At 72.1% G+C, this 19,376-nt stretch carries 15 protein-coding genes and 1 rRNA gene; 8 read left to right on the top strand and 8 right to left on the bottom strand.

Annotated features, from left to right (window positions below):
• Nucleotides 1–93, top strand: a 5S ribosomal RNA gene (gene rrf, locus ACFYW3_RS09515); the annotation flags it as partial.
• A 354-nt stretch (nucleotides 94–447) separates the two neighbouring features.
• Here the strand turns inward: rrf and ACFYW3_RS09510 are convergent.
• The 5 genes from ACFYW3_RS09510 to ACFYW3_RS09490 are packed head-to-tail and all read right to left on the bottom strand — an operon-like array spanning nucleotide 448 to nucleotide 5,983.
• Nucleotides 448–1,758: a DUF58 domain-containing protein gene (locus tag ACFYW3_RS09510; RefSeq protein ID WP_389385961.1), complete on the bottom strand. Its 1,311-nt coding sequence runs from the start codon at nucleotides 1,756–1,758 to the stop codon at nucleotides 448–450.
• On the bottom strand, nucleotides 1,758–2,720 hold the full coding sequence (locus ACFYW3_RS09505) for a MoxR family ATPase (RefSeq protein ID WP_267803436.1): 963 nt from the start codon (nucleotides 2,718–2,720) through the stop codon (nucleotides 1,758–1,760). The genes ACFYW3_RS09510 and ACFYW3_RS09505 overlap by 1 nt, the downstream gene beginning before the upstream one ends.
• Nucleotides 2,717–3,979, bottom strand: a complete 1,263-nt coding sequence (locus ACFYW3_RS09500) for a DUF4350 domain-containing protein (RefSeq protein WP_351754096.1) — start codon at nucleotides 3,977–3,979, stop codon at nucleotides 2,717–2,719. Before ACFYW3_RS09500 ends, ACFYW3_RS09505 begins: the two co-directional genes overlap by 4 nt.
• Complete coding sequence (locus ACFYW3_RS09495) at nucleotides 3,976–4,656, bottom strand: DUF4129 domain-containing protein (protein WP_351754093.1); 681 nt, start codon at nucleotides 4,654–4,656, stop codon at nucleotides 3,976–3,978. The genes ACFYW3_RS09500 and ACFYW3_RS09495 overlap by 4 nt, the downstream gene beginning before the upstream one ends.
• A gap of 7 nt (nucleotides 4,657–4,663) precedes the next feature.
• Nucleotides 4,664–5,983 (bottom strand): glycerophosphoryl diester phosphodiesterase membrane domain-containing protein, encoded by a 1,320-nt coding sequence (locus tag ACFYW3_RS09490; RefSeq protein WP_389385960.1) that lies wholly within the window; start codon nucleotides 5,981–5,983, stop codon nucleotides 4,664–4,666.
• Between the two features lie 234 nt (nucleotides 5,984–6,217).
• Here ACFYW3_RS09490 and mtrA point away from each other — a divergent pair, with 234 nt between their 5' ends.
• The 6 genes from mtrA (at nucleotide 6,218) to ACFYW3_RS09460 (ending at nucleotide 13,653) form a co-directional block, all read left to right on the top strand.
• The gene (gene mtrA, locus ACFYW3_RS09485) at nucleotides 6,218–6,907 is read left to right on the top strand and encodes a two-component system response regulator MtrA (protein ID WP_200904315.1); all 690 of its coding nucleotides are present in this window, start codon (nucleotides 6,218–6,220) and stop codon (nucleotides 6,905–6,907) included.
• 13 nt (nucleotides 6,908–6,920) lie between these two features.
• On the top strand, nucleotides 6,921–8,882 hold the full coding sequence (gene mtrB / locus ACFYW3_RS09480; RefSeq protein WP_351754088.1) for an MtrAB system histidine kinase MtrB: 1,962 nt from the start codon (nucleotides 6,921–6,923) through the stop codon (nucleotides 8,880–8,882).
• Nucleotides 8,872–10,722, top strand: coding sequence for an LpqB family beta-propeller domain-containing protein (locus ACFYW3_RS09475; RefSeq protein ID WP_351754085.1), 1,851 nt, complete (start codon nucleotides 8,872–8,874; stop codon nucleotides 10,720–10,722). Before mtrB ends, ACFYW3_RS09475 begins: the two co-directional genes overlap by 11 nt.
• A 121-nt stretch (nucleotides 10,723–10,843) precedes the next feature.
• Complete coding sequence (locus tag ACFYW3_RS09470; protein WP_389385959.1) at nucleotides 10,844–11,626, top strand: ComF family protein; 783 nt, start codon at nucleotides 10,844–10,846, stop codon at nucleotides 11,624–11,626.
• Nucleotides 11,627–11,989: 363 nt separating this feature from the next.
• A complete protein-coding gene (gene hpf / locus ACFYW3_RS09465; RefSeq protein WP_389385990.1) occupies nucleotides 11,990–12,685 on the top strand; it encodes a ribosome hibernation-promoting factor, HPF/YfiA family in 696 nt (231 codons plus the stop codon).
• Nucleotides 12,686–12,876: 191 nt separating this feature from the next.
• Nucleotides 12,877–13,653 (top strand): response regulator transcription factor, encoded by a 777-nt coding sequence (locus ACFYW3_RS09460; protein ID WP_351377177.1) that lies wholly within the window; start codon nucleotides 12,877–12,879, stop codon nucleotides 13,651–13,653.
• 30 nt (nucleotides 13,654–13,683) lie between these two features.
• Here ACFYW3_RS09460 and ACFYW3_RS09455 read toward each other — a convergent pair whose 3' ends face one another.
• Both ACFYW3_RS09455 and ACFYW3_RS09450 read right to left on the bottom strand, forming a co-directional pair.
• The gene (locus ACFYW3_RS09455) at nucleotides 13,684–14,859 is read right to left on the bottom strand and encodes a winged helix-turn-helix domain-containing protein (RefSeq protein WP_389385958.1); all 1,176 of its coding nucleotides are present in this window, start codon (nucleotides 14,857–14,859) and stop codon (nucleotides 13,684–13,686) included.
• Nucleotides 14,860–14,943: 84 nt separating this feature from the next.
• Nucleotides 14,944–15,528, bottom strand: a complete 585-nt coding sequence (locus ACFYW3_RS09450) for a GNAT family N-acetyltransferase (RefSeq protein WP_351754075.1) — start codon at nucleotides 15,526–15,528, stop codon at nucleotides 14,944–14,946.
• Between the two features lie 226 nt (nucleotides 15,529–15,754).
• On the opposite strand from ACFYW3_RS09450, the gene secA reads away from it, so the two are divergent.
• Nucleotides 15,755–18,532, top strand: a complete 2,778-nt coding sequence (secA, locus tag ACFYW3_RS09445) for a preprotein translocase subunit SecA (protein WP_351754073.1) — start codon at nucleotides 15,755–15,757, stop codon at nucleotides 18,530–18,532.
• A 347-nt stretch (nucleotides 18,533–18,879) separates the two neighbouring features.
• Here secA and ACFYW3_RS09440 read toward each other — a convergent pair whose 3' ends face one another.
• Nucleotides 18,880–19,272: an Rv3235 family protein gene (locus ACFYW3_RS09440; protein WP_053679423.1), complete on the bottom strand. Its 393-nt coding sequence runs from the start codon at nucleotides 19,270–19,272 to the stop codon at nucleotides 18,880–18,882.
• Nucleotides 19,273–19,376 lie beyond the last annotated feature (104 nt).

The raw sequence follows: 19,376 nt of genomic DNA, 5'->3' as shown, positions 1-19,376 counted from the left end.
CGCCCGGTTTACATTCCGAACCCGGAAGCTAAGCCTTTCAGCGCCGATGGTACTGCAGGGGGGACCCTGTGGGAGAGTAGGACGCCGCCGAACAATCATTGTGGGAAAGCCCCGCACCCTCTGGGTGCGGGGCTTTTCTGCGTTCCAGACCCTTTTCAGCGGTCTGGACATCCTCCCCTCGGGGCGTGGATGACTGGGCGCGTACGCGGCGAGGGAGCCGCGCCGGCCAGGCGTGTATGGCGAGTCCCGGTACGGACAGCAGGAACACATGCCGCCGGTGGAGTGGCCGACCACGACCACATCGGAACGCGGCCGGGCCCGCCGGGGACGGGCCGGCAGTTCCACCGGCCGGGCCGGTGGGGAGGGTCGGCGCGGTCCGACGCCCGGCGGGTTCACCACCGGCGTCGATCGTGCGGTCCCGCAAGCCCCTGTGGGGCCCGTGGGGGCCTACAGGCGGCCGGCGGCCTTGAGGGCGAGGTAGGCGTCGGCGAGGGCCGGCGCGAGGCTGTCCGGGGCGGCGTCGACGACGTGGACACCGTGGCGGGTCAACTGGTCCGCCGTGCGCTCGCGTTGAGAACGGGTCTGGGTGCCGGCAGCGGCCTCGTACACGGCGTCGATGCTGCCGCGGGCCGTGGTCATCTCCGCCACCCGGGGATCGGCGACCGATGCGAGCACGACGGTGTGGCGTTGGGTCAGTTGCGGCAGCAGGGGCAGGAGACCCTCTTCGATCGGGGCGGCGTCCAGCGTGGTCAACAGGACCACCAGGGAACGGCGCGGGGCGCCGCGCAGGACCGTGGACACCAGGGAGCGCGCGTCGGTCTCGACGAGCTCCGCCTCCAGGGTCGCCATGGCGTTGACGAAGGCGGGCAGGGTGTCGGCGGCCGAGCGGCCCTGTACCTGGACGCGCGGCCGGCGGTCGTGGGCCAGTAGATCCACGCGGTCGCCGGCGCGTACGGCCAGGGCGGTGAGGAGGAGCGCCGCGTCCAACGCGGAGTCCAGGCGGGGGGCGTCGCCGACACGGCCCGCCGCCGTGCGGCCGGTGTCCACGCAGATCAGGATGTGCCGGTCGCGCTCGGGGCGCCACGTACGGACGGCGACCTTGTTCTGGCGGGCGGTGGCCCGCCAGTCGATGCTTCGGGTGTCGTCGCCCGGGACGTAGTCGCGGAGGCTGTCGAACTCGGTGCCCTCGCCGCGCGTGAGGACGCTGGTACGGCCGTCCAGTTCGCGCAGGCGGGCCAGCCGGGACGGGAGGTGCTTGCGGCTGGCGAACGGGGGCAGGACCCGGACCGTCCACGGGACGGTGTGGGTGCCCTGGCGGGCCAGGAGACCCAGGGGACCGTAGGACCGGATGGTGACGCGGTCGGCCCGGCGGTCGCCGCGGCGGGTGGGGAACAGACGGGTGGTCAGCCGACGCCGTTCGCCCGGCGGGATCGACACGGTGTGGCGGGACGCGGCGCTCTCCGTACCCGGGCGCCAACTGCTCGGGGGCCAGGCGTCGCGGACCCGGGCGCGGAGCTTGCGGGCGCCCGGGTTGGTGATGGTGAGGTGGACGTCGGCGTGTTCGCCGAGGCGGACCGAAGTGTCGCCGGAGCGGGTCAGGCCGAGCGTGCGGACGGGTACCGCGAGGGCGTAGTCGACCGCGCAGGCCAGGGCCAAGGGGCCGTTGACCGCCAGCATGCCCGTCCAGCTCGGTTCGAGGATGCCGACGGGGATGCTGCCGAGTGCCGCGAGCAGGGCGGCGCGTCCGGTGAGGGCCATCAGCGCGGTACGGGGACGTGGGACAGGATCGCGGTGATGACGGCGTCGGCCGTGACGCCTTCCATCTCGGCCTCCGGGCGCAGTTGGACGCGGTGGCGGAGCGTGGGCAGGGCGAGGGCCTTCACGTCGTCGGGCGTCACGTAGTCACGGCCCACCAGCCAGGCCCAGGCGCGGGCGGTGGCCAGCAGGGCGGTCGCGCCGCGCGGGGAGACGCCGAGGGTCAGCGACGGCGATTCGCGGGTGGCGCGGCAGATGTCGACGACGTACGCGGCGATCTCCGGGGAGACGGTGGTTGTCTCGACGGCCTTGCGGGCGGTTTCGAGTTCCGCGGGGCCGGCGACGGCGCGCAGGCCGGCGGCGTGCAGGTCGCGCGGGTTGAAGCCGGCGGCGTGCCGGGTCAGGACGCCGATCTCGTCCTCGCGGGAGGGCAGCGGGACGGTCAACTTGAGCAGGAAGCGGTCCAGTTGGGCTTCCGGGAGGGGGTACGTGCCCTCGTACTCGACCGGGTTCATCGTCGCGGCGACGAGGAACGGCTCGGGCAGCTTGCGGGGTACGCCGTCGACGGTGACCTGGCGTTCCTCCATCGCTTCGAGGAGGGACGACTGGGTCTTCGGGGGCGTGCGGTTGATCTCGTCCGCGAGGAGGAGGTTCGTGAAGACCGGGCCGTTCTGGAACGAGAACTCGGCGGTGCGGGCGTCGTAGACCAGCGAGCCCGTGACGTCACTGGGCATCAGGTCGGGGGTGAACTGGACCCGCTTGGTGTCGAGTTCGAGGGAAGCGGCGAGGGCGCGGACCAGGAGGGTCTTCGCGACGCCGGGGACGCCTTCGAGGAGGACGTGGCCCCGGCACAGGAGCGCGACGACGAGACCGGTGACGGCGGAGTCCTGGCCGACCACGGCCTTTCCGATCTCGGTGCGGAGCGCTTCCAGTGAGGAACGGGCGCTGTCCGTGGTGGCCGTCATGAGGAGCGGACCTCTCTTTCGAGGGCGTCGAGGTGGTCGGCGAGCGCGACGAGTGCCGCGTCGTCGGCGGGTGTGGTGCCGAAGAGAAGGGTGGTCAGGTCGTGGGCGCCGTCCGCGGAGAGGCGGGCGGACACGGCCGGGACCAGGGCGGCGGGTTCGTGGGCCTGTACGGCCGGTACGCCGACCAGTGCGGCGAGGCGTTCGCGGGAGGCGGCGCGCAGCACCGTGGCGGCGCGGTCGCGGGCTCCGGACAGGCGGTAGAGGCGGGCGCGGCCCTCGGTTGCCTCGGAGGCGCGGACGGCGACGGGCAGCTTCTCGGTGACGAGGGGGCCGAGTCGACGGGCGCGCCAGAGGGCGGCGAGCACGGCGGCCACGAAGAGTTGGAGCAGGGCCCAGCCCCAGCCGGCCGGGATGAGGTCGAAGAGGGACTTCTCCTCGGCGGAGGGCTCGCTGTCGCCGCTCTGGTCGGCGAGACCGGGCAGGTACCAGACGAGTTCCGGTCGGGAGCCGAGGAGTTGCAGGGCCAGGGAGGCGTTGCCCTGCTCGGCGAGTTCCCGGTTGAGCAGGATCGACTCGGAGCCGAGAAGGACGGTGTCGCCGCCCTTGGTGGTGCCGGGGAGGACGACGAGGGTGGGGTGGCCGTCGCTGGGGTAACAGGCGACCGCACCCGGGAGGTCGGTGGTGTAGCGGAGGCTGTCGCCGGTGGCGGCGCGCCCCGCGGACACGGCGGCCGGCAGGGAGCAGCCGGGGTCGAGGTTCTCCTCGCCGGCGTACGAGGCGGTGCGTACTCCGGGGGCCAGGTCGGCGAGGCTGCGGTCGCCGGCGCCGAGCAGGACCGTGCGGCCTCCGGAGAGGTCCATGGCGGAGCGCAGGGTGCCGCGCGGGGTGTCGCCGAGCACGTCCGGGTCGGTGACCAGGAGGGTGGTGTCGGGGCCGGCCGCGGCGGCGGCCTCGGCGACGGTGGTCACGACGCGGGTGGTGACGCCGCGTTCCTTGAGGAGTTCGGCCACGGCGCGGCTGCCGTACGGGTCGGCCGAGCGGGGGTCGAGGTAGCCGTGGCGTTCCTCGGACTGGAGGGCGGCCAGGGTGACGGCGCCGACGAGCAGGAGACCGATGGCGATCAGGAAGCCGCGGGCGCGGACCCACCACAGGGCGCCGCCGCCGGCCGCGCCGCCCGAGGGGGTGCGGGGAACGTCGGTGGCGGGGTCCTTGGCGGGGTTGGGGGCGCCGGTCGGGTTCGGGGCGGTGGTGCCGGTCATGCCGTGGGTCCCGTCAGGAGCGGCTTGGCGCGTTCCAGGGTGAGGTCGAGGGTGCGCAGGCGGTCGTGGGTGTCGGGATCGCCGGTGCGGCCGCCGTAGGTGACGTCGTCGAAGGCACGGGCCGCCGCGCGGAGGTCGGCCGCGTGCTCGGGCAGGGAGACGGCGGCCTCGGTGGCCGCCTCGTCGGCGGTGCGGCCGGGGCGCGGGTCGAGGAGGGTGCGTTCCTCCAGGGAGCGGACGACGGCCCGCATGCGTTCCTGGACGGCTTCGGTCCAACGGCCCGCGGCGGCGTGGGCGTCGGCGGTCGCGCGGTGGTCGGCGGCGCTGCGGAGGCCGTCGTCGAAGAGGAGCCCCGGTCCGGCCGCGGTGCGGCGGGGGGAACCGAGGCGCCACCACAGGGCGGCGACGGCCAGGACGATCAGGACGAGGACGGCGAGCAGGCCGACTCCGCCTCCGGGGGTCGCCCCGGAGGCGGAGTCGAGGAAGTCGCCCAGCCACTCCCAGAACTTGTCGAAGGCGCGCTGGATCAGGCCCGGGTCGTCGCGGTGGTAGGCCGCCTTGGACAGCTCGCGTTCCGCGGCCTCGCGGGCGGCGTCGCGCGGTGTCGTCAGCGGTGGCGTCTCGGCGGCGGGCAGCAGGGCCGCGGCGCCGATGGTGATGAGTCCCCCCGTGCTCATCGGTCCGTCAGCCCCCGTGGCCCGGGGCGGCGCCCGGGTGCGGGTCGGTGGCGGTGTCGACTCCCGCCGCCCGGGCGAGGTCCAGGTCGAGGGCCTCGCGGCGGATGCGCTGGTCGACGTAGAGCAGGACGGTGACGCCGGCCTGGATCGGCATGGTGATCGTCTGCGCGATGATCAGGGCGACGCCGCCGAAGATCAGGAAGCCCCAGGAGTAGGAGGCCGAGCCGTCCACCACGCTGTCGAGGCCGTTGCCGAAGCCGAAGATGCCGATCATCGAGAGCGGGTAGTAGATGATCCCCGTGATGATCGCGGCGATGACGGCGGTCAGCAGGGTGATGCCGAAGACGCGCCACCAGGAGCCCTTGACCAGCTTCCAGGAGCGGGCGATGGACTTGGAGAGGGTGCTCTTCTCCAGCATCAGTGCGGGGGAGGCCAGGCTGAGGGCGACGCCCAGCCACACGACGGCCGGAGCCACCACGAGCAGGGTCAGGGCCGCGAGGGCGAGGCTTTCGAGGAGGATCGCGGGTACGACCAGTACGCCGACGGCCACGGTCAGCGCGAGGCCCACCAGCAGGGTGAGTCCGATCAGGCGCGGCAGTTGCGAACGGGATTCGCGCCAGGCGGTGGCGACGCTGGAGGGTTGGCCGAGGATCGCCCGACTGAAGATCATCGTGAGCATGGCGGTGGCCAGGATCGTGCCGAGGATCTGGACGAGGTAGGTGGCGCCCGTCAGCGCGATGTATCCGACGATGTCACCGGCGGACGGGTCGATCGTCGAACCGCGCGGGTAGGTCTCCACGTCCTCCATGACGTACTTCTGCACGAGCACGCCGAAGACCTGGACGATCACGGCCACGAACAGGGTGATCGGCAGGACCGAGCGCCAGTGGCTGCGCATGGTGCTGACGGCGCCGTCGAGGATCTCGCCGAGGCCCAGGGGGCGCAGCGGGATGACACCGGGCTTGGCCGCAGGTGGCGGGCCCCAGGGTGCTCCCGGGTGGCCGTACGGGCCGTACTGGGCTCCGTACTGGCCGCCGTAGGGGGATCCGTACGAGGGGCCGCCCGGGGCGCCGGGCGGCTGGCCGGGGGATCCCCAGCCGGGGCCCTGCTGCGGCCGCGGGGCCTGTGCGGGGGCCGGTTCGTCGGTGCCGGGGCTCGACCACTGGCCGGGCGGCGGCTGGGCGGCGGACCAGCGGGGGTCGTCGGAGGGCCCTGCGGGCGGCTGTGTGCCGCCGGCGCCCTCGCTGCCGGAGCCCTGGCTCCCCTGGCCGCTGCGGTCGTCGGAAGGGGAGGATCCGGGCGTTGCCCAGCCCGGAGAGTCGTTCATGTCGCTCCTTCACGTGCGTCTGCTGCGGCGGGGGCGCTGGTTTGGCTGCCATCGTGCCACGTGGGAACGTCGGGCGGACCGGCCCTCCCCCGGAATCCGAGCCGCTCGCGCCTTCAATTGTCGCTCGGATCCGGGGCAGACTGGTCGCCCTGATCACCACGCAGGTCCGAGGGGCGATTTCCAGCCCTTTTGGCTGTGGGACAGCTCACCGCCAGGTAACGATTAGCTAATGGGATGATGTCAAGCATGAAGGGACGAGTCCTTGTCGTCGACGACGACACCGCGCTGGCCGAGATGCTCGGCATTGTGCTGCGTGGAGAAGGTTTTGAGCCGTCGTTCGTAGCTGACGGTGACAAGGCGCTGGCTGCCTTTCGGGAGGCGAAGCCGGATCTGGTCCTGCTCGACCTCATGCTGCCCGGACGGGACGGCATAGAGGTCTGCAGGCTGATCCGGGCGGAGTCGGGAGTGCCGATCGTCATGCTCACGGCCAAGAGCGACACGGTCGATGTGGTGGTGGGCCTGGAATCCGGGGCCGACGACTACATCGTCAAGCCGTTCAAGCCGAAGGAGCTGGTGGCCCGCATCCGAGCCCGCCTGCGCCGGTCGGAGGAGCCCGCGCCCGAGCAGCTGACCATCGGTGACCTGGTCATCGACGTGGCCGGCCACTCGGTCAAGCGCGACGGTGCGTCCATCGCCCTGACCCCGCTCGAGTTCGACCTGCTGGTCGCCCTCGCGCGCAAGCCCTGGCAGGTGTTCACCCGTGAGGTGCTGCTGGAGCAGGTCTGGGGATACCGGCACGCCGCGGACACCCGGTTGGTCAACGTGCACGTACAGCGACTGCGCTCCAAGGTCGAGAAGGACCCCGAGCGGCCCGAGATCGTCGTGACGGTGCGCGGTGTCGGATACAAGGCCGGGCCGAGCTGACATGAAGGCCGGCATGCCCCGGGGAGGCTCCCGCAGGGGGGTCCTGCGGGGCGGCCGGCTGCTCCGGGACGGAGCACCCGGCGGCCCTGTGCTGCGGCTGTTCGTGCACCTCGCACGACGGCCGCTGCTTCCGGCTGTCCGGATCTGGCGGCGCAACATCCAGCTACGGGTGGTCGCGGCCACCCTGCTGATGTCGCTCGCCGTGGTCCTCGCCCTCGGCGTCGTCGTCATCGCCCAGGTCAGCAGGGGGCTCCTCGAGGCCAAGGAGGAGGCCGCCCAGAGCCAGGCCGCGGGAGGCTTCGCGGTCGCACAGGAGAAGGCCAACACGCCGTTCGCGGCGGACGGGCCCGACGCCAACGACAACAAGGTCGGGCGGGACGCCAGCACCTGGATGAACTCCCTCGTCAAGCAGCTGGCCAGTGGTGGCCAGACCGCCTTCGAGGTCGCCGCGCTCGGCGCCGGCACCGGTGAGGAGAGCGGCCCCGGGCCGGGAGCCCAGGGGGTCAAGGGCGCCCGCGCCTCCGGCAACGTCGACCCGACGGCCAGCGTCCCGGCCTCGCTGCGGCGGGCCGTCAACCACGCCACCGGCACGTTCAAGACGTTCTCCCAGATCCGCTACACCGCCGGCGCCGAGGAGAAGGCGCCGGAACCCGCGCTGGTCATCGGCAAACGCCTGACCGACATCAACGGGGCCCCGTACGACCTGTACTACCTCTTCCCGCTGACCCAGGAAGAGGAGTCCCTCAACCTGATCAAGGTCACGATCGCCACCGCCGGGGTGTTCGTCGTCGTGCTGCTCGGGGCCATCGCCTGGCTCGTCGTGCGCCAGGTCGTCAACCCCGTGCGGATGGCCGCCGGGATCGCGGAGCGGCTCTCCGCCGGGCGGCTCCAGGAACGCATGAAGGTCACCGGCGAGGACGACATCGCCCGACTGGGCGAGGCCTTCAACAAGATGGCCCAGAACCTCCACACCAAGATCCAGCAGTTGGAGGACCTCTCGCGGATGCAGCGCCGGTTCGTCTCGGACGTCTCGCACGAGCTGCGGACCCCGCTCACGACCGTGCGCATGGCCGCCGACGTCATCCACGACGCGCGCGTCGACTTCGACCCCGTCACCGCGCGCTCCGCCGAGCTCCTCGCCGGACAGCTCGACCGGTTCGAGTCGCTGCTCGCCGACCTGCTGGAGATCAGCCGGTTCGACGCGGGCGCCGCCGCGCTGGAGGCGGAACCCATCGACCTGCGGGAGGTCGTCCGCCGGGTCATCGACGGCGCCGAACCCCTCGCCGAGCACAAGGGCAGCCGCATCCGCGTCCTCGGCGACACCCAGCCCGTCATAGCCGAAGCCGACTCGCGGCGCGTCGAGCGGGTGCTGCGCAACCTCGTCGTCAACGCCGTGGAGCACGGCGAGGGCCGTGACGTGGTGGTGCGGCTCGCGTCCGCGGGCGGGGCCGTCGCCGTCGCCGTACGGGACTACGGGGTCGGACTCAAGCCGGGCGAGGCCACCCGCGTGTTCAACCGCTTCTGGCGGGCCGACCCGGCCCGCGCCCGCACCACCGGCGGGACCGGCCTCGGCCTGTCCATCGCCGTCGAGGACGCCCGACTGCACGGCGGCTGGCTCCAGGCCTGGGGCGAGCCCGGCGGCGGCTCGCAATTCCGCCTCACCCTGCCCAGGACCGCCGACGAACCGCTGCGCGGATCCCCGATCCCGCTGGAGCCGGAGGACTCGCGGTCCAACCGGGCCAGGGCCGCCGCCGAGGCCGCCGGCCGGGGCGACGCCCGCGGCAACGGCGACGGACGGCGGCAGGGGGGTCCGGGCACCTCCATCGCCGAGCGTTCCGCGATACCGCCGCGCTCGGCCGTCGCCGGAGCCGTACCGGTGCCCGCGGACCCCACGGCGCTGCCCGGCAGCGGAGCGCGCGTCGTCGCCCGGCCGGCCGACCAGGCAACCCAGGAGGATGGATCCGGTGGACGCTGAGCGCGAGCCCGCGGGCGTACGGGCGCCGCGGCGGGGCACCGCACGGGCCGGCGTCGCCGTCGGCGCGGTCGGGCTGCTGCTGGCCGGCTGTGCCTCCATGCCCGACCGGGGCGAGGTCCGCGAGGTGCGGGCCTCGCAGGGCGTCGACTCCCAGGTGCGGGTCTTCGGTGTGCCGCCGGCCGACAAGGCCAGCCCGACCGACATCGTCGACGGTTTCCTGGAGGCGATGACCAGCGACGATCCGCAACTGGAGACCGCCCGCAAGTACCTCACCGACGACGCGGCGAAGAACTGGAAGCCCGGCTCGACCGTCACCGTGCTCTCCGCAGGCCTCGACCGGTTCCCCGTCCAGGGCGACAAGGAATCCGAGGGGCACCGCTGGAAGGTCACCGGCAAGAAGCTGGCGACCGTGGACGAGCGCAGCGCCTACCAGCCGGAGACCGGCGGCGGCCGGTACGAGGAGTACCTCCAGTTGGTCAAGTTCAAGGACCAGTGGCGGATCGCGACGCCGCCCAGCACCCTCGTGCTCAGCGAGTCCGACTTCCAACGCATCTACAAGCCCGTCAACAAGTACTACTTCGGCGACGGGACGCTGGTCAACGACCCGGTGTACGTGCGTCAGCGCAGCGATCCCGACTCGCGGATGGACCCGACCACCCAGACCGTGCAGTCGTTGCTCGCCGGTCCGTCCAAGTGGCTGGGACCGGTCGTCACCACCAGCTTCCTGACCGGGACGGAACTGGCCCCGGGCACCAAGTCCCTGTCCCTGGACGGTCAGAACACGCTGCGCGTGCCGCTCAAGCTCGACAACAAGGCCGCGCACGTGCCGCAGTCGCAGTGCCAGAAGATGGCGACCCAACTCCTGTACACCATCAAGGATTTGACGGCCTCCCGACTGGACCGGGTCGAACTCCAGCGCGCCGACGGCAAGACCACGCTGTGCTGGGTGACGCGCGCCTCCGCCGCGCCGCTGGCCAACCGGGTGCCGAGCCAGGTCCACCAGTACTACGTGGACAAGGACCTCCGGCTCGTCCGGATGTCGCTCAACGTGGCCGCGGAGGAGCAACAGCCGCAGGAGAAGCCCGAGTTGGTGCCCGGTCCGCTGGCCGGCGCGGCCACGTTCAAGGTCGGCTCCGCCGCCGTCACCTACGACGAGAAGCGGGCCGCGGTCGTCTCCGAGGACGGGCGCGGGCTGTACGTGGTCAACATGACGACCGCCGGCCCGATGCCGCAGGCACTGCTGAGCAGCAAGGGCAAGCTGTCCGCGCCCAGTTGGGACGCGCACGGTGACCTGTGGATCGCGGACCTCGATCCGCAGAACCAGGGGCTGTGGCGGGTGCCCGGCGGTACCGGCACCCCGCAGAAGGTGGATGTCGCGGGCCTGGACGACGGGAAGATCACCGGGCTGAAGGCCTCCCCGGACGGTGTGCGGATCGCGCTGCTCGTCCAGAAGGGCGGCGACCGCAAGAACCTGTACGTCGGTCGGATCGAGCGGCCCGAGCGCAAGGGCGACGTCTCGCCCGTGTCGGTGCGCGAACTGCGCCCGGCGGCTCCGCAGATGGCGGACGTGATGGCGATGAGCTGGGCGCCGCGCGGCAGGCTGCTGGTCGTGGGCAAGGAGAACGGCGGGATCACGCAGGCCCGCTACATGCTCGCCGACGGGTCGATGGTGGCGGCGAGCCTGCCCGGAGCGGCCGGCCTGACCGGCATCGGGGCGTACGAGGACGAGGCGCAGCCCGTGGTGGCCTCCTCCGACGAGGACGGCATCGTGTGGCTGCCGCCGGGTGCGCAGTGGCGCACGGTGGCGGCCGGAGGCCGGGCCCCGGTCTATCCGGGCTGATCCCGCCGATCCCGCTGATCCCCGGCTGATTCCTTCCGGTTCCGGTGGTCCCTCGTTCGGTGCGGGCGGTGGTCGTCCACAGGGGTGGCGGGCGGCCGGGCCGCGCCGGCAGGGTCGTGCCGTGCGGGGACCTCGGGTGCGGGAGTGGTGGCGGGAGCTGTCCGGGCTGGTCCTGCCGGTGGACTGCGCCGGCTGCGGGACCGCGCGCTTCTTGGTGTGCCCGGACTGTCTGGAGGCGTTCGGCGGGGCCGGGGCGGGCCGTGTGCGGCCGTCGCCGGCGCCCCCGGGACTGCCCGGGGTGCACGCGGGCGCGGTGTACGCCGACGCCGTCCGTGAGGTCGTACTGGCCCACAAGGAGCGGGGAGCGCTGCCCCTGGCCGGCCCGCTCGGGGCCGCCCTCGCGGCCGCCGTGCTGTCGCTGTCGGGCGGGGCCGGCGGTGGGGCGGCGGCGCTGTCGGCGGGGGTGGCCCTGGTGCCCGTGCCCTCCGCGCGGCACCGGACGCGGGCGCGCGGGCACGACCCCGCGCGCAGGATCGCGCTGGCGGCGTCGGTGGGTCTGCGCGGGAAGGGGGTTCCCGCGCGCGTGGTGCCCGTACTGGGGCTGCGCCGGCGGGTGGCGGACCAGGCGGACCTCGGGGCGCGGGAACGCCGGGAGAACCTCGCCGGCGCCCTCGTGGCGGGTCCGGCCGGGGTGCGGTCGGCGAGCGGGGCGCGGATCGTGGTGGTGGACGACCTGATCACGACCGGGGCGACGCTCGCGGAGGCGGCCCGGGCGCTGCGGGCAGGCGGTCTGCGGGTGGCGGGCGCCGCGGTGGTGGCTGCTCCCGCGGACTCGTTCGTACCGGCGGAGTCTTCCGTTCGGATTCGGTCGACAACTCGTCCGGGACGAAAAACTTGCGAATAGTTCAGGAACTGCCGGGGAAGGCGCATCGTTGCAGGTAGTAAGAGGGAAGCACCACCTGAACGGAGGTAGGTTCCGGTAGCGGGTGCCGACAACCGGCATTGAGGGATATGTTCGGTTGTGAGGAACTGGCGATCCTTGGGCCCCATGCCATCGGAGCACCAGTCCGCCCGTTTTCAGGGATCTTTTGGGATCTTCGGTCAGAGGGTGTCCCTCTACTCCGAAGTCGGTGGGATGTAGATCTTGCCGATGGGGGAGGAGGAGGTGAAAGTCGCCAAGTCCGAGGCTCCGGTGAACACCGGGGTCTGGTGCGAAAGGGAGACGCTTCGCCCCTGGTGGCGGAGCTATCCGGGAACGGAGTTCTGCGTGGACATCGTCGTCAAGGGCCGCAAGACCGAAGTGCCCGAGCGGTTCCGCAAGCACGTGGCAGAGAAGCTGAATCCCGAGCGGATCCAGAAGCTCGACGCCAAGGTGATCAGCTTGGACGTCGAGGTGTCCAAGGAGCACAACCCGCGGCAGGCCGACCGTTCCGACCGCGTGGAGATCACCCTGCACTCGCGGGGCCCCGTCATTCGGGCGGAAGCCGCAGCCGCCGACGCGTACGCGGCGCTGGACCTGGCTCAGGACAAGCTGGAGGCCCGGCTGCGCAAGCAGCACGACAAGCGGTACACCCGCCGCGGCAACGGCCGGCTCTCCGCGGCCGAGGTCGCCGACGTCGTGCCGGGCGTCGCGCAGCTCGACGGCAACGGCGAACTCGTCACGGACGAGGCGACCGACGGAGTGACGACCACCAAGGTCGGACCCCTCGACGTGCTGGGTGAAGGCCCGCTGATCGTCAGGGAGAAGACCCACTCGGCCTCGCCCATGTCGCTGGACCAGGCTCTGTACGAGATGGAGCTGGTGGGTCACGACTTCTATCTGTTCGTCGACTCCGAGACCAAGCTGCCCAGCGTCGTCTACCGGCGCCACGCCTACGACTACGGCGTCATCCACGTCAACCCGGACGGTGCCTCCAGCGCGGAGGAGCCGCGCGGCGGCGCGGGCGGATCGCTCGGCGGCTGAGCAATCGACCTTTGCCCTCGTGGGACGCCGGCGGGCGTCCCGCGGGGGCACCCGTACGGCTCGTATGAGCCGGCCGGGTCCTCGTCGGGCCCCCTCCCGGTGCCGCGGGCATGGAATCATGGCGAGCAGTCAAGCGGCGGCCGACCCCGTCGGGTTGGACCGGCGGCTCAGCACATGCAGGGGGAGGAACGATGGCGGACAGCTTCGGGCCGGTGCGCGGTGACGACGGCGCGGGCTGTCGTGAGGCGGAGCGGGGGGCTCGCGGTGACGGAGTAGCCGGTTCCGGTGAATCCGGTGACGCGGCCCGGGAACCCATTCGGGTGCTCGTGGTCGACGACCACGCGCTCTTCCGGCGCGGGCTGGAGATCGTCCTCGCGCAGGAGGAGGACATCCAGGTCGTCGGCGAGGCCGGTGACGGCGCGGAGGCGGTGGACAAGGCCGCCGACCTGCTGCCGGACATCGTGCTGATGGACGTGCGGATGCCCCGGCGCGGCGGGATCGAGGCGTGCACGTCGATCAAGGAGGTCGCCCCTTCCGCGAAGATCATCATGCTGACGATCAGCGACGAGGAGGCCGACCTCTATGACGCGATCAAGGCGGGCGCCACGGGATACCTCCTCAAGGAGATCTCCACGGACGAAGTGGCCACGGCCATCCGGGCCGTGGCGGACGGCCAGTCGCAGATCAGCCCTTCGATGGCGTCGAAGCTGCTGACCGAGTTCAAGTCGATGATCCAGCGGACGGACGAGCGGCGGCTCGTGCCGGCGCCGAGGCTGACGGACCGGGAGCTGGAGGTCCTGAAGCTGGTCGCCACCGGGATGAACAACCGCGACATCGCGAAGGAACTGTTCATCTCGGAGAACACCGTGAAGAACCACGTGAGGAACATCCTGGAGAAGCTGCAACTGCACTCCAGGATGGAGGCCGTGGTGTACGCGATGCGAGAGAAGATCCTGGAGATTCGCTAGTGCTGTGGCCGGGCCCTCCGCGGGCGCGGCCTACAGGGCTGCCAGTTCCGCCGTGACGGCCGCCGCCTCGGCCGCGGTGCCCGCGCGCTCGACGCGCACCGAGTCGCAGCCGACCCAGGAGGCCGCCTCGCGCAGCGCCTCGGCCATGGGGCGGGCGGAGCCGAGGTCGGTCAGGGAGAGTTGCCGGGCCACCAGGGTGCCGCCCTCCCGGGCGGGGTCCACCCGGCCGCGGAGCTGCCCGCCGGTCAGCAGCGGCATGGCGAAGTACCCGTGTATCCGCTTGGGTTTGGGCACGTACGCCTCCAGGCGGTGCGTGAACCCGAAGATCCGCTCGGTGCGCGGCCGGTCCCAGACCAGGGAGTCGAACGGCGAGAGCAGCGTCGTGCGGTGCCGGCCCCGGGGCGGCGCCGCCAGCGCGGCCGGGTCGGCCCAGGCCGGCTTGGACCAGCCCGCCACCTCCACCGGGACCAGACCCGACTCCTCGACCACCGCGTCGAACTGGGCTCCCCCGAGCCGGTGGTAGTCCGCGATGTCCGCGCGGGTCCCGACGCCCAGCGACCGACCGGCCAGGGCCACCAGCCGGCGCAGGCACTCGTGGTCGTCCAGATCGTCGTGGAGCAGGGCGTCCGGGACGGCCCGCTCGGGCAGGTCGTACACGCGTTTCCAGCCACGACGCTCGGCGCAGACCACCTCGCCCGTGTCGAGCAGCCACTCCACCGCGATCTTGGTCTCGGACCACTCGAACCACTCGCCGCCGCTCTTGGCGCCGCCCAACTCGGTGGAGGTCAGCGGGCCCTCGGCCCGGAGCCGGTCCAAGACCGCCTTGGTCGAGCGCTCCTTGTCCTGCAGGACGTGCCAGCGGTGGCCGCGCGCCCGCCGGGCGCGACGGCGGAACGCGAAGTGCGGCCACTCCTCGATCGGCAGGATGCAGGCGGCGTGCGACCAGTACTCGAAGGCGTGCCGGTCCGACCAGTACGCCGCCTCGACGGCGGGCCGGCCGACCGCGCCCAGGCGCGCGTACGGAATCAGTTCGTGCGAGCGCGCCAGGACGGAGATCGTGTCCAGTTGCACCGCGCCCAGGTGGCGCAGGACGCCCCGGACACCGCCCCGGCGGTCGGGCGCGCCCAGGAAACCCTGCGCGCGCAGCGCGATCCGGCGGGCCTCGTCGGCGGAAAGGGACACGGTCGGCGGCGGCACGGTCGTCATGCCCGCACCCTAGGGGGTGCCTCTGACATCACGGCCCCGCGGCCCCGCCGCCCCCGCACCACGGGGCCCCCGCACCGCGGGTCGTCACGCCGAGGGCGACGGGAGGTAGGCGAGCGGCGACGGCAGGCCGAGGTCCCCGGGGAGCAGGGCGCCGATCCAGCAGTCCCGTGCGGTGCCGCCCTTGACCAGGCCGGCGCGCAGGAGGCCCTCGAAGCGGAAGCCGGCCTTCTCGGCGACGGCGCGCGATCCCGCGTTGCCGACCTCGGCCCGCCATTCCAGGCGGGGCGCACCCAGATCGGTGAAGGCCCAGCGGGCGACGGCGCCCAGGGCCTCGGTCATGTAGCCGTTGCCGCGGTGCTCCTTGGTCGCCCAGAAACCGATCTCATAGCCGTTCTCGCCGTCCACCACGCGCACGTGGACGCCGATGGCCGCGACGAGCGGGCCGTCCGCGCCGAGGCGCACGGCGAAGCTGTACCCGCTGCCCTCGCGCCAGCCCGTCGGGGAGATCTCGCCCACGAAGGTGTGGGCGTGCACCCGCTCGTAGGGCGAGGGGACGAGGGTCCACCGCTGGACGTCGGGGTCCTGGGCGGCCGCGAAGACCTCGTCGGCGTCGGCGGGGACGAAGGGGCGCAGGTGCAGACGCGCGGTGGTCAGTGTCGTGGGCTCCATGAACGGATTCTGGTACGGGCGCGGTCACCCGGCCAACAGTTTTCGTCGACACCGGCACCTTCGGTGCCCCCCGTACGTTCTCATTCCGGGCACCCGTGCCCCACGGATAGTGCGGACCTCCCGACGCGACCGTGTCCTCGCTTACGATGGCCGTTGCGGTGGGGCCCACCCTCCGTGCCCGCGCACGAACCAGTGCCAGGCCCGACCGGCAAGGAGACAAACCTCGGTGTCCGTCTTCAACAAGCTCATGCGTGCAGGCGAAGGCAAGATCCTGCGCAAACTGCACCGCATCGCGGACCAGGTCAACTCCATCGAAGAGGACTTCGTCAACCTCTCCGACGCCGAGTTGCGGGCCCTCACGGACGAGTACAAGCAGCGGTACCAGGACGGCGAGAGCCTGGACGACCTGCTGCCCGAGGCCTTCGCGACCACGCGCGAGGCCGCCAAGCGCGTCCTCGGTCAGCGGCACTACGACGTCCAGATCATGGGCGGCGCGGCGCTGCACCTCGGCTACGTCGCCGAGATGAAGACCGGTGAGGGCAAGACCCTGGTCGGCACCCTCCCCGCGTACCTGAACGCGCTGTCCGGCAAGGGCGTCCACCTGATCACGGTGAACGACTACCTCGCCGAGCGCGACTCGGAGCTCATGGGCCGGGTGCACAAGTTCCTCGGCCTCGACGTCGGCTGCATCCTGGCGAACATGTCGCCGGCCCAGCGCCGCGAGCAGTACAACTGCGACATCACCTACGGCACGAACAACGAGTTCGGCTTCGACTACCTGCGCGACAACATGGCGTGGTCGCAGGACGAGCTGGTCCAGCGCGGCCACAACTTCGCCGTGGTCGACGAGGTCGACTCGATCCTGGTCGACGAGGCTCGTACGCCGCTGATCATCTCCGGCCCGGCCGACCAGGCGACGAAGTGGTACGCCGACTTCGCGAAGCTCGTCACCCGCCTCACCAAGGGCGAGGCCGGTCAGCCCCTCAAGGGCATCGAGGAGACCGGCGACTACGAGGTCGACGAGAAGAAGCGCACCGTCGCCATCCACGAGGCCGGTGTCGCGAAGGTCGAGGACTGGCTCGGCATCGAGAACCTCTACGAGTCGGTGAACACCCCGCTCGTCGGCTACCTGAACAACGCCATCAAGGCCAAGGAACTCTTCAAGAACGACAAGGACTACGTCGTCATCGACGGCGAAGTCATGATCGTCGACGAGCACACCGGCCGCATCCTCGCCGGTCGCCGCTACAACGAGGGCATGCACCAGGCGATCGAGGCGAAGGAAGGGGTGGACATCAAGGACGAGAACCAGACCCTCGCCACGATCACCCTGCAGAACTTCTTCCGCCTCTACTCGAAGCTGTCGGGCATGACCGGTACGGCCATGACCGAGGCCGCCGAGTTCCACCAGATCTACAAGCTCGGTGTCGTCCCGATCCCGACCAACCGCGACATGGTCCGCAAGGACCAGGCGGACCTGATCTACCGCACCGAGGTCGCGAAGTTCGCCGCCGTCGTCGACGACATCGCGGAGAAGCACGAGAAGGGCCAGCCGATCCTCGTCGGCACGACGTCGGTCGAGAAGTCCGAGTACCTCTCGCAGCAGCTCTCCAAGCGCGGCATCCCGCACGAGGTGCTCAACGCCAAGCAGCACGAGCGCGAGGCCTCGATCGTCGCGCAGGCCGGTCGCCGCGGCGCCGTCACCGTCGCCACGAACATGGCCGGTCGCGGTACCGACATCAAGCTCGGCGGCAACCCGGACGACCTCGCCGAGGCCGAGCTGCGCCAGCGCGGGCTCGACCCGGAGGAGCACATCGAGGAGTGGGCGCACGCCCTGCCCGAGGCGCTGACCCGCGCGGAGGCGGCCGTGAAGGCCGAGTTCGAGGAGGTCAAGGACCTCGGCGGGCTGTACGTGCTGGGCACCGAGCGGCACGAGTCGCGCCGCATCGACAACCAGTTGCGCGGTCGTTCCGGTCGTCAGGGCGACCCGGGCGAGTCCCGTTTCTACCTGTCGCTGGGCGACGACCTGATGCGCCTGTTCAAGGCGCAGATGGTCGAGCGGGTCATGGCGATGGCCAACGTGCCGGACGACGTCCCGATCGAGAACAAGATGGTGACGCGCGCCATCGCGTCGGCCCAGTCGCAGGTCGAGACCCAGAACTTCGAGACGCGCAAGAACGTCCTGAAGTACGACGAGGTCCTCAACAGCCAGCGCGAGGTCATCTACAGCGAGCGCCGCCGCGTCCTCGAGGGCGAGGACCTGCAGGAGCAGGTGCGCTTCATGATGGACGACACCATCGACGCGTACATCGCGGCCGAGACGGTCGAGGGCTTCGCCGAGGAATGGGACCTGGACCGTCTGTGGGGCGCCTTCCGGCAGCTCTACCCGGTGAAGGTCACCGTCGAGGAGCTGGAGGAGGCCGCCGGCGACCGCGCCGGCATCACCGCCGAGTTCATCGCCGAGTCCGTCAAGGACGACATCCACGAGCAGTACGAGACGCGCGAGAAGACGCTCGGCTCCGACATCATGCGCGAGCTGGAGCGGCGCGTGGTGCTGTCCGTCCTGGACCGCAAGTGGCGTGAGCACCTGTACGAGATGGACTACCTGCAGGAGGGCATCGGCCTGCGCGCGATGGCCCAGAAGGACCCGCTGGTCGAGTACCAGCGCGAGGGCTTCGACATGTTCAACGCCATGCAGGAAGGCATCAAGGAAGAGTCCGTCGGCTACCTGTTCAACCTGGAGGTCCAGGTCGAGCAGCAGGTCGAGGAGCTTCCCGTGCAGGACGCCGGCCCGTCCCTGGCCAAGCCGGAGATCCGGGCCAAGGGCCTGGACGCGCCGCAGCGGCCGGACCGGCTGCACTTCTCCGCCCCGTCGGTGGACGGGGAGGGCGGGGTCGTCGAGGGCGACTTCGAGAGCGAGGGCGGCGGTGACGGTGACGGCATGACGCGGGCGGAGCGGCGCAAGGCGCAGAAGGCCGCCGGCGGTCGGCGGCGCAAGAAGTAGCCCCGCCGGGGCCGTGGCCGCCGGTTGGCCCGGCGGCCCGTCGGGATGAGTGACCTTGCCGGGGTCGGACACCGTTGTACGGGTGTCCGGCCCCGGCGGTGTTGTGTCGGGGCCAGGGCCGGGGCCAGGGCCGGGGCCGGGCGTCGTGCGGGGCCGTGCGGGGCCGTTGCGCGGGGCGGCCCCGGCTGCGCCGGGCTTTCGGGGCTCCGCCCCGGACCCCGCGCCTCAAACGCCGGCGAGGCTGGGATTGGCCGGGGTGTGGTGTCCGGGGCGGGACCCCGCGCCTCGAACGCCGGCGGGGCTGGGGTTGGCCGGGTCCGGGGCTGGGATTGGTCGGGTGTCCGGGGTCAGGGGCGGGGGCCCTGGATTTCGATCGCCGCGCAGCGCCAGCGGAGGTCCGGGCCCTGCTCCAGGCGGAAGGCCATGGCCGAGACGCGGTCGCCCGTGGCGATGCGGGCGAAGGCCTCGATGACCCCCGGGCCGGGGTGGAAGCGGCCGCAGTGGCGCAGGACCGGGAGGAGCCGGTCGCGGAGGGGGCCCGCGGGGGCCAGGGTGACGAGCTGCTCGTACGCGGGGCCGACGGTGTGGCCCAGCAGCGAGTGGACGGGGCGACGGCCGCTGAGGACCGCCAGGAGGCGTTCGGCGAACCAGTCGTGCGGGCCCCGCGCGGTGCGGGGGCGCCCGGGGTGGCGCTGGTCGTGGCGGCCGGGAGGGCGGGTGGTGGTCCTCGTCCTGGTCATGGTGGTCGTCCCCGGGGAGTGTGGGCCCGGCACCTGCGGTACCGGGCGGTAACTTGGTCGGGTCACTTGTACGGGCCGCCGAACACGCTCCGCAACGGGTCCGG

This window comes from Streptomyces sp. NPDC002602 (assembly GCF_042889445.1).
Lineage (GTDB): Bacteria > Actinomycetota > Actinomycetes > Streptomycetales > Streptomycetaceae > Streptomyces.
The sequence above is the reverse complement of the archived record's forward strand: the minus strand, read 5'-3'. Positions and strand labels throughout refer to the sequence as shown.

Bases quoted from the DNA above. Each gene is read 5' to 3' on its own strand.
- ACFYW3_RS09510 (WP_389385961.1), bottom strand. From the start codon at position 1,758: ATGGCCCTCACCGGACGCGCCGCCCTGCTCGCGGCACTCGGCAGCATC.
- ACFYW3_RS09505 (WP_267803436.1), bottom strand. From the start codon at position 2,720: ATGACGGCCACCACGGACAGCGCCCGTTCCTCACTGGAAGCGCTCCGC.
- ACFYW3_RS09500 (WP_351754096.1), bottom strand. From the start codon at position 3,979: ATGACCGGCACCACCGCCCCGAACCCGACCGGCGCCCCCAACCCCGCC.
- ACFYW3_RS09495 (WP_351754093.1), bottom strand. From the start codon at position 4,656: ATGAGCACGGGGGGACTCATCACCATCGGCGCCGCGGCCCTGCTGCCC.
- ACFYW3_RS09490 (WP_389385960.1), bottom strand. From the start codon at position 5,983: ATGAACGACTCTCCGGGCTGGGCAACGCCCGGATCCTCCCCTTCCGAC.
- mtrA (WP_200904315.1), top strand. From the start codon at position 6,218: ATGATGTCAAGCATGAAGGGACGAGTCCTTGTCGTCGACGACGACACC.
- mtrB (WP_351754088.1), top strand. From the start codon at position 6,921: ATGCCCCGGGGAGGCTCCCGCAGGGGGGTCCTGCGGGGCGGCCGGCTG.
- ACFYW3_RS09460 (WP_351377177.1), top strand. From the start codon at position 12,877: ATGGCGGACAGCTTCGGGCCGGTGCGCGGTGACGACGGCGCGGGCTGT.
- ACFYW3_RS09455 (WP_389385958.1), bottom strand. From the start codon at position 14,859: ATGACGACCGTGCCGCCGCCGACCGTGTCCCTTTCCGCCGACGAGGCC.
- ACFYW3_RS09450 (WP_351754075.1), bottom strand. From the start codon at position 15,528: ATGGAGCCCACGACACTGACCACCGCGCGTCTGCACCTGCGCCCCTTC.
- ACFYW3_RS09440 (WP_053679423.1), bottom strand. From the start codon at position 19,272: ATGACCAGGACGAGGACCACCACCCGCCCTCCCGGCCGCCACGACCAG.